11 protein-coding genes are annotated in these 16,125 nt (G+C 30.7%); 1 reads left to right on the top strand and 10 read right to left on the bottom strand.

Annotated features, from left to right (window positions below):
• Positions 1 to 27: 27 nt before the first annotated feature.
• The 7 genes from J2Z44_RS09695 to J2Z44_RS09665 form a co-directional block, all read right to left on the bottom strand.
• Positions 28 to 1,197 carry a 1-propanol dehydrogenase PduQ gene (locus J2Z44_RS09695; protein ID WP_021282050.1) on the bottom strand — a complete coding sequence of 390 codons (1,170 nt, stop codon included), beginning with the start codon at positions 1,195 to 1,197 and terminating at the stop codon, positions 28 to 30.
• A gap of 364 nt (positions 1,198 to 1,561) precedes the next feature.
• Positions 1,562 to 1,951: a YbaN family protein gene (locus tag J2Z44_RS09690; protein WP_021282051.1), complete on the bottom strand. Its 390-nt coding sequence runs from the start codon at positions 1,949 to 1,951 to the stop codon at positions 1,562 to 1,564.
• Between the two features lie 397 nt (positions 1,952 to 2,348).
• A complete protein-coding gene (locus tag J2Z44_RS09685) occupies positions 2,349 to 6,806 on the bottom strand; it encodes an amino acid adenylation domain-containing protein (protein ID WP_245353225.1) in 4,458 nt (1,485 codons plus the stop codon).
• An 84-nt stretch (positions 6,807 to 6,890) separates the two neighbouring features.
• Complete coding sequence (locus J2Z44_RS09680; protein WP_209649532.1) at positions 6,891 to 7,583, bottom strand: thioesterase II family protein; 693 nt, start codon at positions 7,581 to 7,583, stop codon at positions 6,891 to 6,893.
• Between the two features lie 63 nt (positions 7,584 to 7,646).
• On the bottom strand, positions 7,647 to 8,339 hold the full coding sequence (locus J2Z44_RS09675; protein ID WP_021282055.1) for a 4'-phosphopantetheinyl transferase family protein: 693 nt from the start codon (positions 8,337 to 8,339) through the stop codon (positions 7,647 to 7,649).
• A gap of 453 nt (positions 8,340 to 8,792) precedes the next feature.
• Complete coding sequence (locus tag J2Z44_RS09670; protein ID WP_021282056.1) at positions 8,793 to 9,434, bottom strand: hypothetical protein; 642 nt, start codon at positions 9,432 to 9,434, stop codon at positions 8,793 to 8,795.
• 455 nt (positions 9,435 to 9,889) lie between these two features.
• Complete coding sequence (locus tag J2Z44_RS09665; RefSeq protein WP_209649531.1) at positions 9,890 to 11,296, bottom strand: MATE family efflux transporter; 1,407 nt, start codon at positions 11,294 to 11,296, stop codon at positions 9,890 to 9,892.
• 530 nt (positions 11,297 to 11,826) lie between these two features.
• On the opposite strand from J2Z44_RS09665, the gene J2Z44_RS09660 reads away from it, so the two are divergent.
• On the top strand, positions 11,827 to 12,855 hold the full coding sequence (locus J2Z44_RS09660) for a patatin-like phospholipase family protein (RefSeq protein WP_021282060.1): 1,029 nt from the start codon (positions 11,827 to 11,829) through the stop codon (positions 12,853 to 12,855).
• A gap of 206 nt (positions 12,856 to 13,061) precedes the next feature.
• Here the strand turns inward: J2Z44_RS09660 and J2Z44_RS09655 are convergent, their stop codons facing one another.
• The 3 genes from J2Z44_RS09655 to J2Z44_RS09645 form a co-directional block, all read right to left on the bottom strand.
• Positions 13,062 to 13,526, bottom strand: a complete 465-nt coding sequence (locus tag J2Z44_RS09655; RefSeq protein WP_021282061.1) for a GNAT family N-acetyltransferase — start codon at positions 13,524 to 13,526, stop codon at positions 13,062 to 13,064.
• A 393-nt stretch (positions 13,527 to 13,919) separates the two neighbouring features.
• Entirely contained in the window at positions 13,920 to 14,192 is a 273-nt protein-coding gene (locus J2Z44_RS09650; protein ID WP_021282062.1) for a CD3324 family protein, read from the bottom strand.
• Between the two features lie 459 nt (positions 14,193 to 14,651).
• Positions 14,652 to 15,932 carry an FAD-dependent oxidoreductase gene (locus J2Z44_RS09645; RefSeq protein ID WP_021282063.1) on the bottom strand — a complete coding sequence of 427 codons (1,281 nt, stop codon included), beginning with the start codon at positions 15,930 to 15,932 and terminating at the stop codon, positions 14,652 to 14,654.
• Positions 15,933 to 16,125: the final 193 nt, after the last annotated feature.

Raw genomic sequence — 16,125 nt, 5'->3', positions numbered from 1 at the left:
CAATATTTTATCAATTATTTTTTTATATTATCTCCCATAGTAAGCCTTCTTAAATAATTCATTTAAATCTTCACTAGTAACACCTCTTGGATTTGTTGGAGTGCATCCATCTTTTACAGCTATTTCACTGATCTCATCAAGATTATTTATGAAATCCCCCTCACTGATATTTAACTCAATAATCTTGCTTGGAATTCCTATACTCTTAATTAATGTCTTCAGTCCATTAATTAAAGCTTTCACTCCTTCTCTAACATTATTAGAATTAGTTAGCCCTAAAAACTTAGCAATTTCAGCATATTTTATAGCTGCTCTTGTGTACTCCTGTGCTGCAGAAACTCTTACCTCTGCGTTAAATTCAATTACATAAGGTAAAAGTAATGCATTAGCTTTTCCATGAGGAATATGGAATCTTCCCCCTAAAATATGTGCCATACTGTGATTTATTCCCAAAGAAGCATTTGTAAAGGCAAGTCCTGCAATACAGGAAGCATTGTGCATTTTTTCTCTTGCTTCCATGTCTTCTCCATTATCATAGGCCTTCTTTAAGTTTTTAAACACAAGTTTAATTGCCTTTTCTGCAAGGGCATCTGTATAGTCTGTAGAATTTGTTGACACATAAGCTTCTATAGCATGAGTTAACACATCTATTCCTGTATCAGCGGTAATAGCTTTTGGTACAGATTTAACTAGCTCCGCATCTAAAATAGCCATATCTGGTATCATAGCTTCTTCTACCAATGGATATTTCATATTGAACTTTTTATCAGTAATAACGGAAAAAGCTGTCACCTCAGAGCCTGTACCACTAGTAGTTGGGATTGCAATAAACTTTGGTTTAATAATTTTAGCTGAGGAATCCAAACCCATTTTTACTAAAGTTCTGAAATAGCTAATAGCCTTAGCTGCATCAATAGCTGATCCTCCTCCCATGGTTATAACTGCATCTGGGTTAAATTTATCCATAGCCTTAACACCCTTTGCAACTATTTCAATTGGTGGGTCAGGAACTATTTCTGAAAAGATTTCATAATTAATATTTCCAAGTTCTAATTGCTCTGTAACCTTATTAATAAAACCAGAGGTTACCATAAAAGGATCTGTTACAATAAAGGCTTTTTTACAATTTATGTCTCTTAGTTTTTTTAGTTCTCCTTGTCCAAAGTACACCTTAGGCCCAACAGAAAAAATACTCATTTAATCACTTCCTACTTTCATGTTTTATAACTAACAGAAATCTCAATTAATAATCATATTTATGATCCCAAAGGATTGGAAGAAGAAATTACTTTACTAAAGGTTCTTAATTAAAGGTGTTATAAATCATATAAACCCTTTAAATTTGAATTTCTTTAGAAACCTCAAGGGGTTAATAGTCATCTTCCAGAATGTGGTTTTAAATAAACAAAAAAGCTCCTTAAGAAAAATCTTAAGGAGCATCGTTGCTCACAAAATATATACGCCTTTGTATATAAATTATTAAATTAAAAGTTCTGTAATTCTTTAATATATATGTTATTACTATAATTAGTATTTGTCAATAAATAAAGAAACAGATTCTCTACACCTTCTCAACTTCAACCTTTATTGTTTTAATCTTAAAAATAAAGTAATAATATTTGCATAAGATAACCAAAATCAATATAATTTTCACGGGTATACTTTTCAATATAATTAGGGGGAATGCTATCATGAAGTCTGCAAATAATAGTATTGAAAGCTTTTGTTTAATAGTCATAGCCCTTTCCCTTACAAAGGTTTCAAGATGTTTCTTGTAAATTTTTGTTTCCTTGAACCACTTATCAAATTTTTCTGATCCCCTAACAAAACAAAAGGATGCTAATAGAAGAAATGGCGTAGTAGGTAAAATTGGTAGAACTATGCCTATGACTGCACAAGCAAATGCAATGAATCCTACTACTACAAAAATTAGGTTTTTAAATGTTTCCACTACAAATGCCTCCTTACTTCACAGTTTATATATAAATATATGTCTATATATAGCGTTTATGGAAGATGTGTTAAAAACTCCATAAATTATAATAGTCTATATTTCTTTCTATAGACCAATAGATATACCACCATAAACTACCTAAATCTATTATAACATTATGCTTCCTGTAATCATATTTATTCTTAAGTGAGATTTTTTAAGGAACCAGAGTTAAGACTTAACTTATACATGAGTCCTAAACTGGTTCCCTTAATGGTTTATAAGGATGAATGAAATTCATCCTGAATAAGTTAAAATTTTATGATGAAACCCTATATCATGCCCAATGGTTTCACTTAAATTAAAAATCTTAACCTGTTTAAGATATACATATTTTTCAGCATTAATTCATAATTTATTGCTCTAATTGTGACGCAGCTACTAAGTCTTCCACCAAGTGATTAATCTCATTGCTATTTTCACTATGAGGGGTACCTAAGTACTCCTCTAAAACTTTCCTATAGATACCGATAAAGTTCTCTACAGTGGACTCTTTAAATTTGTTCTTCCCATAGGTAATACCTATTCTTAGGGTCTTATTTACTATCATAGCTGTAATATCTAACTTAGAAGTTAGTCTATTATTCTCATCTGTATCCAATCCACACTGAATATTAACGGTACCTAAAGACTTGTCTTCTAAAATATTATCAAAATCTCCAAGATAATTAAATCTTACTAGACTATCCTCGGATTGCTTTAGCTCACCCTTTAAATATTTTATTATACTGTAGTTAAACCCCTTGTTTGGTATGTTTCTTAGCTGCTCTCTTAATGATAAAAAGTTCGAATCTATATCCTTACTATGGACCTTTAAATGCGCAGGATACATACTTGTAAACCAGCCCACAGTTCTTGAGATGTCAGTAGACTTGTCTATGGCTTCTCTTCCATGTCTTTCAAGCTCTATAGTAATATCTTTGGAATTATTCCATTTGTTCAATGCAATTGCTAAAGCTGCTATCAATGCCTCATGGAACTTCATTTCATAATTTTCCTTAGCTGTTTTGGTTAGCCCTTCAATTGCTACTGTTTGAAAATCACTATAAATAGTGGTTGATGTTTTTACAGTATCTTGAACTTCTTTGGAAGCTATGGTGTTGTTAACCCTTCCCTCTTCTAAGGTTCTCCAATACTCCGTCTCTTTCCCTACATCCTTTTTACTATATTCATATAAACTCTCTGACCATGATTTAAAAGAAGTTGTCTTCTTGGGGAGAACTATTCTTTCATTATTTTGAAGCTGATGTATCCCCCCAATAAAATCTTCTAAAATTATCCTCCAAGATATGCCGTCAACTAATAAATGGTGAGCAGTAAATAATAATCCTTGACCTCTTTCGCCTAAATTAAATACATATAGTTTAAACAATTTAGTGCTTTCGATACTAAACTTATCTTTAATTTTGCCTCTTAAGCTCTCCATTTCTTTAAGCTGCTGCCCATAGGAAAGCTTTGAAAGGTCTATGATTTCTACATTTTCTTCTTCATTAAGCTGTGTATTATTATAATATAAACTATTCTTCTCTTTATTGTAGTTTGCTCTTAAAATATCATGATGTTCTACTAGCTTACTTATGGCAGCTTTTATAACAGTACCCTCTATTGATTTACTATTTTCCAATAAAACATACTGATTATAATAATTTTCATTATAAAGTCTTTTCTTAAAGAACCACTTCATAATAGGTGTTAATGGAATATCCCCTTCACAAACCTCAAGAACTTTTTCTTCTTTCTCTTCATGTATTATTAGGGTGTCAGCTATATCTTTAATGGTAGTAAGGGTAAGTATATCTTTTACTTCAACCATAAATCCTAAGTTTTTCAGTTTAGAGGCAATTTGTATTGCCTTAATTGAATCTCCACCAAGGCTATAAAACTCATCGTTCATACTGATATTGCTAACTCCTAAAACCTCTTCAAAGATACTTACTAAAGCTCTCTCTTCGGTACTTTCACCTTTTATAAGCACTTTTTCCTCTCCACTGCTCTGTGGTAAAGCTTTATAGTCAATTTTACCATTGGTAGTTAAAGGAAGCCTGTCTAAAAATATAAACTTTCCTGGAATCATATATTGTGGTACAAACCTTAATAACCATTGCTTTATCTCAGAAGTTTCTATTTCCTCTCGGTTTACTATAAAAGCTTCTAATCCATAACTTCCTGATGGGTTTTCTTTATACACTACCACAGCATCTTTTATTTTCTCATTTTTCATTAGGTGTTCCTCAATTTCACCTACTTCTATTCTAAATCCCCTTAGTTTAACCTGATTGTCAACCCTACCAACGTATTCTATTAATCCATTTTTCAAATACCTTACTAAATCACCAGTTCTATACATGCTTTTGCTTTCAATGAAGGGATTAGTTATAAATTTACTACTAGTTAAGGCTTCATTGTTTATATACCCTCTAGAAACTCCATCCCCCGATACAAATAATTCTCCAACGGTACCATCTGGAACAATATTATAATCCTTATCAAGAATATACACTTGGACATTATCTGCTGGATATCCAATTGGTACAGATAGGTCATTATTCTTTTCAAAATCATATTTATGAATCATGCATCCCACAACGGTTTCAGTAGGTCCATATTCATTAAGTATTTCTATCTTTCCACCAAAGCTTTTATATATGTCTCTTGCCAATGCAACCTTTAAGTCATCTCCCCCTACTATAAGTCTTTTAACCTTAGATTGAGTATTATCTAAATCCTTAAGTAAGGTTAAATGAGCAGGGGTAAGCTTTATAACTGTTGCTTTGTTTTCTTCCAAAATCTTAAATAATGCAAATTCATCATCCTTCTTCTCATATACAATAACTTGGTTTCCTGATACTAAAGGAGCAAAAATAGAGGTTACAGTTAAGTCAAAGGCTATGGATGAATATAGTGGAACTACTTCTGACCTGTCTTTTAAGTACATTTTAGCAGCCCAACAAATATAATTCACTAACCCTCTATGCTCAATCATTACTCCTTTAGGTTTACCTGTAGACCCTGAAGTATAAATAATATAAACTAAATCTTCTACATTGATTTTCTCCTTTAGATTCTCTTTTTCAAAGAAACTTATATCTACATTTTTTATATTAATCCATTTGCAAGGTAACTCACGGTGCTCTTCTACCTGAAAATTACTTATTAAAATTACACTTTTAGAATCTTCAAGAATATATTTAATTCTCTCTATAGGATTACTAGGATCAATTGGTAAATAAGCTGCTCCAACCTTTAAAATTCCTAAAATACTTATAACCAACTCTAAGGAATGAGTTTCCAAAATTGCAACTATATCCTGTGCTTTTACGCCTTCACTCTTAAGGTAATTTGCAAATTTATTTGACCTTTCATTTAACTGTCTATAGGTCAGGGTTTCTTCCTCAAAGGATACAGCTATGTTATTTGGTGTTTTTTTTACTTGTTCTTCAAATAACTGAATTATAGTTTTATCTTTAGGATACTTGTAGTCCGTAGCATTAATAGCCTTAATCTTATAGTTTAATTCTTCTTCACTGAGAAGTTTTATATCCTTTATTCTTGAGTCCTCATTTGACAGGATTTCCTTAGCTATTTTAATCAAATAATCCTTCATTATGGAAATATCTTCTTCAGAGTATTCAGCAACTTTATAATCAAAACTTAAGGTGATATGCCCTTCTAACCATTCTTTTATTATTAGCTGTAAGGAGTAACTTTGATTGCCATTGTAATGCTCATCTACTTCTATATCAATTCCCTCTAGATTATCTTCATACTTGGAATTATAATAGTTCACAGCAAATTTAAATAAACTATCGAACCCTTTCTTACTTAATTCTAAATCTTTAATTAGCAAATCATAAGGATATCTTTGATTAATAAAAGAAATCTTTAATTCACGATTCACAGCATTAATTAGTTCTTTTATTGATAAGTCCGTATTTAAATTTAGTCTAAAGGGCATTGTACTAGTAAACATTCCTATCATATTTTTTTCTTTGCTTCCAGACCTATTAAATACAGGAACCCCAAGAGCAATATCCTTTTCATTACTAGTCTTGTTCACATAAATAAGAAAAACTGTTATAAAAAAGGTGTTTAAAGAGCTTTTCCTTACTTTTAAAAATTCTTTAATATCATTTGACAACTCACTATCTAATTCAAAAGTTTCTCTTTTTCCCTGTACACTAAGGGTGGTTCTATATAAACTGCCCTCTGGTAAATCGCTAAACTTATCATTCCAATACCTCTTATTTTTTAAGAATTTTTCAGAACTTAAGTACTCACTCTCTTTATTTACATACTCTATATATGAATATACTTCATTTGTGTTTTTTCCTGCCTCGGTATTTAACCTTGCATATATATCGCATATTTGCTTTTGAATAAGGCTTATTGACCAACCATCAGCTATAATATGGTGAATGTTTAAAAGTATTCCATACTCCTTTTCACTTATTTTATATAATGCAAAATAATATAGTGGACTATTTTCCAAAGGAAACACCTTTCTCATTATATTTTCTACCCAAAGTTTATGATGCTTTATTGGATTCTCACAGCCACTAAAATCAGCAACATCTATAGTCGCTTCATTATATTCACTTATATATTGAAGTGGTTGTCCATCCTTTTCTGTTACTCTTATTCTTAGACCTTCATTAATTTCTACTATCTTATTTAGAACTTTCTTTAAGTCCTCAACCTTAATACTTTCTTTTATCTTCAAACACCCCCCAAGATTATGAAGGGATGAATTTCTATTTGTTTTTGCAGTATACCAAACTCTTTTTTGAGGGTGGGTTAAATTATAAAATGTCATATTTTCGGTGTTCATGTTTTACCTCTCATAAAATCAAAAATTTAAGCAATGAATCTATTTCTTTTGTCTTACTCTTCTCAAATACTATTTAACTAAAGTGTTATTAATTATTTCAGTTATTCTTTCTATGTTATTATTTATAAAAAAATGGTTTCCTTGAAAATTATATGCCTTAATACTGCCACAGCCATACTGTTCCCAAGCCTTCACATCTTTTGGTGCATTAGGGTCTTCTTCCCCACTTAATAGTGAAATATCACACTTAATTTTTTCCTCTCTTACAGTGAGCATATATGTCTCACAAATCTTAAAATCGCTTTTTAGCACAGGAAGAAACAGAGCAAGTACCTCTTTATTTTTTTTTAGCTCCTCTGGTGTTCCTCCTAGCTCCATAAGCTTATCCATGAAGACTTCATCAGGAAAATCATCTACCTTTTCCTTCATAGGTTCACAGCTTGGATCTTTACACCCCGAAAGGAATATATGTTTTGGCTTTCTTAGCCCTTTTTTACTTATTTTATAATAAAGTTCAAAGGCTAAAATGCTCCCCAAACTATGCCCAAATATAGCATACTCATTGTCAGCTATTTTATCTTTTATCTTATTAAAAACATCTTCTATAGCTTCTTCTATGTTTTCATAGACTCCTTCCCCTTTTCTTCTTCCTCTCCCTTTTAGTTCTATTGGTTGAAAATCAATTGTTGGCTCAATGAAGTCTTTCCATTTATAAAATATTACCTCTGATCCACCAGCATAGGGCAAACAAAATAGTATCATTTTAATCACCTCGTAAAGTTTATCTTAATATTCAAAATATTTATATGCTTTTATATTATAGGTTTAGGTATATATAAAGTTACAAATTAAATTTTCTACATCTATAAAAGTGACATGTTTAAAATTTATTGGATTGAAGGAACAAATTGCTACTTTATAGCTAGCTTCCAAATTTAAACTTTTTATATTACACTCATCATATTGTTCTTCCCTAATTACTGTAGCCTGCTCCTGATTATTGTAATCCACAGAAAAGTCCTTAATACACATATTTAGTCCTTGTCCGTAAGCCTTAACATAACTTTCTTTTATAGTCCAAATTTCATAGAATTTATTTATCTGATTTTTAAAATCTTCTCTCTTAATATAGTTAATTTCCTTTACTGTGAAAAAGTTAGACGCAATAGTTTCATATTCTATAGGTACTACCTTCTCTATATCTATCCCAATTGGCTTACTATCAATTGCACATAGGACATAGTCTCCTGAATGAGAAATATTAAAATGAAAATCTGAATAATCCCTTAAAAAAGGCTTTCCATAGATATTAGTTTCAAAAATCATGTCACCGTTCTTTATACTTATGTTTTCTGCGATTATATATCTTACTAAGATTTCTCCAACTAAACTTCTTAGCTTATCCTCTCTATGTTTTAACTTTTGAAGCTTTGACTTCTTTTCTTTAGATATAAATCTAGTAAGATCTTCTAAAATTTCTTCACTAACTTCCTTAATTTTAGTTACATAAACCCTCATAAATCTTTCCTATCATATTTATTCATAAAAAGTCATTTTCCTACATATAATACTTGTCACAAAACATTATATAATGTTTTGTTGCAGCATTCTGTCATATTGTGTATAATAAACCACATTTTACAATTTGTTAACATTTCCACATTTTTCTTTACTCTTTAGGAATTTGCAAGGCCTCGAAAACAATGGATGTATATCCTAACAGTTCAAAATAGGTATTTGTAAATATAGACCTATTGGCTATTTGCAATAGTTTTTTCTTCTATTCACATACTCCCATGCTGGCCTAAAAAAAGCTTCTTAAGAAAAATCTTAAGAAGCTTTTTATTTGCTAAACATATAGATATTAGTATATAGATTATTAAATTACTACTTCTACCTTTTTATAAAAAAGTAGTATATCCACAATAATTATTTGTTAATTGCAAAGTTATTATTAAAAGTATTTTATGTTTACTGTCCAGCAGCTAATAAACCTATTCCATTTCCAAACTCAACCATGCTTTGAGGTAGCCAAATCTTATCTTTTTTTGTAAATTTGAATATCTTTTCCTTTGTGTCTTGTGAAGGTGAAGCACTTTGATAACCATTTATTAAATTCTTAACGTACTCATCTCCAACTTTGTTTATAGCCTCTTTTTGATCAGTAAGCCCCATTTGCTTTACTGTTTCCAATGCATCATCTGCTGCTTTGTTATCAATAGCAACCTCATCTATATATGTAGATTTTATTCTTACTTCTGCACTGTCTTCTGCTTGCGAAATTATTTCTGAGGTGCATGTCAATTTTTTTAAAGCTTCTGCGCGTACATTATAAAGCTCTTCTAGCTTCTCTTCCTTAACTTCTATACCACTAGACTTTAAGTTGTTCTTAACTAAAGAAATCGTGGTATCTTTTTGAATCTTTGCTGAAGCATCAATTTCTTCATTTGGTACATTAATTTTTGCTATGGCTTCTTTATCTCCCTTGATAAAGAAATCAAACATACTTGTAGCTGTCATGTCAGGTGTAACCTTTTCTTTGGCACTACAACCTACAGCAAAGAATAGACATAGTGTAAGATATACAATTAGCATTTTTTTAAAATTTCTCATAAATCCCCATCCCTTCAAAATTAAATCCTTAAATAGTATATACTTATACTTACTTTTTGTCAAATATTACTTGATAACCCTCAATATGTAATATAATTCATAATTTTGTAAATAACTTTTTATAATATTCATATTTTATTATGTTAAAGTAAATGTATTAACATTTACTTATGACTTACCTCCTGCAATTGTTATTTTAAAACATATTGCCAAGTTCTATGATAATAATACTTGCATACACTTTATAAGGAAAAAAGGATAATTTTACTATAAAAAGAATAAAAGAACTACATTTTAGGATAAAGTGTAATTCTTTTATATAATTCTTATTGAATTTTATATATTATTTTAACAACTTTTAGAGAGTCAAAGTATTATCCTTTAAAAGTTAAGTATTAATTTAAAATCCTTATGGACACTAATCAATCTCACTTCACTATCTCTACCTCATTAGATTATTTTTCGGCTATTACAATCTTTTTTTCAGAAATAATATTATTCTTGGTTGTTATTGCAGAAACCCATTTTACTCTCATCATTAAAACGGTAATAATTACAGCTGCCATATAGTTAGAGAATAGGTTTCCCCAGAATACTGAGTAGAATCCAAGAACATGTTCCGTCGCTAAGATAAATACATATCTTAAAAGCCATATTCTAAGAATTCCCATAACCAGAGGTATTCCTGTACGACCAAGTCCTATAAAGGCTCCTTGTTGAACCATACAAATACCAAAACCAATAACTGAGTAGGTATATATATGAAGTGATTTATTGGCAATTTCTAGTACATCTCGCTGACTTGTAAACAATACCGTTAAATGTGAGGATAAGGGCACTACAATAATAATTAATAAAGCTGCAGTAACAGCACTAACTATACAGCCTTGAATGCAAGATCTACGTGCTTTATCCCCCTGTCCAGCTCCCACATTCATACTTACCATGGTGGTTACTGCTGACCCAAAAGCTGAAGGAAGTATAAAGCAAACGGAAGTTATGCTTCCTGCAATTCCTTGACCTGTTAACACTACAGGACCGTATTTCTCAATTTCATTGTTTATTAAAAAGAATCCCAAATTAAGCATTAAGCTGGATAGCACTGAAGGTATTCCTATTTTAACTAGTTTACGCAAAACTTTAAGATCGAATTTAAAGCCTTTGAGAATAAGTCTATCCTCCCCTTTTTTAATAAATAACTCGTAAAACATCCAAAAACAAATAAGAAAGTTTGAAGCAAAAGAAGACATTATAGCTCCCATTAGCCCAAAACGCAAAACTGCAATAAATAATATATTAAATATAAATTTTAAAACAAGCATCAATACCATTCTTATAAATGTAGCTTCTGGTTTTCCATTAGCATTTTTAATAGCATTATATATAGCCTCCATAAATAAAAAAGGTAAAGTTAAGGAATTCAAAGAAAGATATAAGAAAACTTCATGAGAAATTTGTGCATCAACACGCCCTGATACTGGGTAAGATAACAAATAAAGTATTGGAGCCATTAAAAGCCCTATAAGGAAAGCAGCTACTACAACTTGAGTTGAAACATGTTTTGCTCCCTTATAATCACCTCTACCATTCATTTGTCCAATCATAGCCATAGCAGCTACACTCAGCCCTTGAGCAATGGCAGCAGTCATATTTATTATTGGTCCTGAATAAGTAATTGCACTAGCACCTATGGTTCCTACAATATTGTTGATAAAAATACCATCCATAATAGGCATTATAGATTGTACTAACCCCATCATTAGTGTAGGAGCTGATAGTAAAAAAAGAGTTGAGAGGATAGGTCCATTTAATATTAACTCACGCCTTTTTTCTGTATTTTGCTTTAAAAAACTTAAATTCATGTTTGTACACACCAGCTTTCATATATTACCCTTGTCTAGAAGATTAATTGTAGGGAATTAAATTCAAAGCTTAACTCATACATAGAACCTAGCTTTGTTACCTTAAGCTTTTTCAAAATGAATAACTTAAGCCTACACTATGTAAACCTCTAATTAACTAATAGGTAAGTTTTAGATTATCAAAAATACTCCAATTTTAATTATAGGGACAATTAATACTACATTCAAAGGGCGATTATCTATGAAAAGTTAATGTATTTTGAACAAACAGGTTTATTCGAACTTATATAAGAAATAATGGCTGTACAAAGAAAAATATTTTATAAAGTGAACTTTTTTAAGCAAACCATCATTTAAACCACTATATTGATTAGACTTCAGAGATTTTATATTAATTTATGAATTTAAGGTGAATAATTTCACTATGTACAACATTGCTAAACAAGTTAACTTTTTTATTTACTAGACCTCTTTGTACAAAAAATATTAATACTACTTGTAACCTATTTAATCTTTCTAGAGTATATTAAATGGAAATATTTAAATTAGGTGATTTTATGCATAAAATTAGAAATTTGGTCTTTGAAGGTGGAGGCATTCATGGAATTGCATATTTAGGAATTTTACAATATTTATACGAAAATAATATGATGGAAAACGTGAAAAGAGTTGCAGGAACCTCTGCGGGAGCAATAACAGCATGTATAACTAGCTTTAATCTCCCTTTTCTAGAGGTGAAAAACATTGCTGACTCATTGGATTTTAAAAAAGTTCCTCAAAAATACGACAGTAAAGTTATAGACATAATTCCTCATGAAGTTAAGCTTTACTTAGACAAAATATATGGAGATTATGCCTGTGTTAATAGATTAGTAAAAAACTATGGTTGGTTTTCTAGTGAATACTTCTATCAATGGTTAAAAACTCATATTGAAAGCCAATTTGATAAAAGTAAAAAGGCCCCTCCTTATACCTTCGCAGATTTTAATAATCCTTCAATCCATAAGGATAACAGACCTTTCTTTGACTTGTATGTAATTGGAACTGATATTTCCTATAAGGCTTCCAAAGTATTTTCTTATACAACTACCCCTGATATGGAAGTAGCAGAGGCTGTTAGAATTTCAATGTCTATCCCTTTATTTTTTGAAGCTATAACTGTAGATGATGCCTTTGAAGCTTCTTCAAATCTAAAAAACATCTATTCTGATGGAGGAATTATGAGAAATTATCCCATAAATATTTTCGATTATCCTACCATCAATGGCAAAACCATCTATAGGTTTAATCCTCAAACCTTAGGGGCAAGGTTTAAGGGACATACAAAATATAAGGAAGTCAACAACTTTTTAGATTTTATATTAAATCTATTCCTTTGTTTTTCAAAAATTCAGCAGGACTCTTATAACGAAAATACTCAAGATATTGATAGATCAATTGACATAGATACTGGTGAAATATCCTCTGTAAACTTTAACGTATCTCCTGGGGACGAAGCCTACAACTTTCTTTATACCCAAGGATATAAGGCAGCTGAAAATTATTTTATGAATAAATAAATTCGCCCTGCTACTCTTCTATATTACTTAAAAATCCTGACTAATACGAAAGTTATCTATAAATAGAGAAATTACTCTTGCTTTGCTATTCTACAAACACTTAAACAGGAAAGCCATGGATAATAGCGGAACTAATTCTTCACTTCTCCATGGCTCTATTAATATTCAATTACAAGTTTCTAATTATTGTAAGGAATCAAGAGCTTTTACCAAGCTTTCTTCATTTCATAAAATTCTTTTTCTTCACCATTTACAAACCAAGTGAACTCTTCTGTAACTTCAAAACCTAATCTTCTATATATTTTTATGGCTCTTTCATTGAACTTTGCTACAAGCAAGTACAATTCACCAAATCTATAGGTTTTCTTACCAAACTCAATTATACTAGATATTACTTCTGTTCCCATTCCTTTTCCTGTTAAACTTGGTCTCATTTGAACTCCAACCATATACTTCTTGTCCTCTTCATCGTAATCAAAGGAGCAATTTCCTATTAACTCATTATTTTCATTATACATAGCAAAAATATCATCTTCCTTATGTATATTGCTAGCCCATTGCTGCTTCATTTCAGTTTTGTCATTATCATAAAAAGAATATATCCCTTCATACTTCCAAGTGGAAATATCTCTTGAATCCTTTTCAATTGGTTTTCTAAATTCAATATTCATACCCAATACCTCCTATTAATGCTATAGTTATATTTTAACCCATATTTTCCTTAAATGGAAACTTAAAAACAGTTGTTAATAGAAATCAAGACTTCGAAGTTATCCTTAGATGATTTTAGCTAATATATGTTTCATAGCTTATAACTAAGGTAAATGAGTTAAATATCATATAATTATTCTAATAAGCTTATAAAATTCTCAACAAATAGTTTGGAACAGAATAATAGTATTTGTAAATATCATAAAAAATAGAATTTAATTATTTAATGAGGAAGAAATTTAAATAAAAATAGAATAAGCTTAAGTCCTCTGTCACCAAAAAAATAAAGAGATATTTCTTATTAACAATATGTCAATAAGAAATATCTCTCCAAATTAAATAATAATGACTTTTTACAGGTTCTTTTCCTTACATATTATCCTTCTTATACTTTTATCCGAAAGATAATATGTTTTTGCTAGTTCTAAAACAGTGACTCCCTTAGAGTATTTATGAAAGATTTCTTCATCTCTTTCTTTAATAGCTTTCCTTGTGCCATTTCTTTCACCCCAAGCTTTTTCCTTACCACTTTTTCTTGGAATGTACAAACATTCACCATCTATATATTCCTGTACTAAACTAATTATTTCTTCTGGCAGAACACTTTCCGCCTTAATATACCCCATAGCTTTGCCTCCTTATTCATCAAATAACTTAGCAAAGACTACTTCAAAATAATTAAATACTAAACCAATTTAATTTCTTCATAGCAGTCTTTGCTATGAAGTAAAATATACCTTTATATGATATTTCATTGAACTTCCCCCAATCTAATATTGTTAATCAGCGAACAAATTAATTTTGTCCAAGCTCCTTGGAGTGATAAATAACTTTCATGTAAAGAGTATAATGTAAATATCCCTCCAAAGTTGTATTTGGTAATTTTTACTACCTATGTCAATAATACTAGCATTGTATTTTAAATCAGTCAATATTTCTACCCTGTACCAATATATCATTGCTTAACATTGCAATAAAATAACCTTCTAGTTTATTCTTATCTTTACCACTGATCAGGCATTAAAGCATTAAGCTTTTTTCCCTCAGTAGAATCTTAGTTCTTAGTTTTGATAGTCATCATGAATTTAACATAGTTTCTCATCATACAATCCAATTAATCCAGTTTTTTCAACTCTACTAAAAAGTTCTTCTCTATCTATTGAGTATAATTTAGTTTCTTTCATTCTTTCAAAATAAACTGATCCTGCAAAAGTGAATTTTAGCTTATCGCCCTCTGGCTCATACATTTTCTCATTAGAGTAGGCTATGAAATCTCCTATGGCTAAAGTGTCTGGTAGTTGTACTTGCGGAAGATTTAAAGCATATCTTACACTATTATGTCCTGCTAAATAGCCTGTTACCATAGCTTCCGTATGCCCAATGTAAAAACCACTTTTTTCTCCTGCCACAAAAAGATTTTCAACTTCTCTTACTCTCATGGTATTTTCTCTTGGGGCAATAGATAAATGCCTAATGGAGTTAGCTACTCCCCCTGAATAGGGATCTTCAAATCGTGCTCTTTCAAAGCCTTTAATTTTTCTTAACTTTTCAATTGGATAATAAGGTGCCATAAGTTTTGCATGACCTGTATCTAAAAGCACTATATTTTCTGCAAAGGCATCTAAGGCATAATGCTGACATATTTTAATATTGAGCTTCTCAGTATTTCTCTCCTCGGGTGACAAGGGAATTATAGCCACTCCTTCTTTATTGAGCTTTTGTTGAATTTCTTCACTTAGAGTTTCTTTATTTATCTTTACAGAACCACTAAAAGACCCATAATTTCCATCTTTACGTCTACCCATTCTGTCTTTAATTCCACATTTCTCTGTAATGCTTACTCTTCCCCCAAAGGTTGGACATCTTAATATGCACATAGCGCAGCCATTTCCGTACTTATGGCAATTATTCATTGGCCCTGTGGATCCTGTCGTTTCAACAAAAGCATCTCCTGTAATTTTCTTACCCTCATCTAATAGGATAGCTTTTATTCTGCTATTTTCCATCTCCACATTTTTAGCTGTGGTGTAAAATAAGACTTCAATGCCCATTTCTTCAATCTTTTTTCTTACTTCACTTTCAACTAAGTTTACATCATAAATACTAGCATGTTTATGTCCTGGGAAATCCACATTTCTATGTCTTGAGCACCTATCTGTAATTTCAAATAATTCTCTTCCTCCAAGTAATATGGACTCCTCTGCTGCAGTATATCTACCATTATTTCTGGTGAGTCCTCCTACATTACCAAGTCCTAATAACAGGTCCGTCCTTTCTAATAAGGTTACCTTAGCTCCTGCTTTCTTAGCAGCTATGGCTGCAGCACATCCTGCCCAACCTCCACCAATTACTACGATTTCTTTCATTTACTGTCCTCCCTAATATTACTGTTCAATAGTTATACAATAACTATTCTATGAACATATATTAGGATTTGGAACTAACTTGTAGAAATCAATTAAAGAAAGAAATTTACTGTGTTCGACAGTATTCTATTCACTAGGCTTAATAAGTTAGAGAAGCAATCTATGTATAATTTGTGTAAAATATTTGTAATTA

It is taken from the genome of Clostridium punense, from assembly GCF_017874425.1.
Classification (GTDB): Bacteria; Bacillota; Clostridia; order Clostridiales; family Clostridiaceae; genus Clostridium_J; species Clostridium_J punense.
Note: the sequence above shows the minus strand (reverse complement) of the source record. Positions and strands in the feature narration are given on the sequence as shown.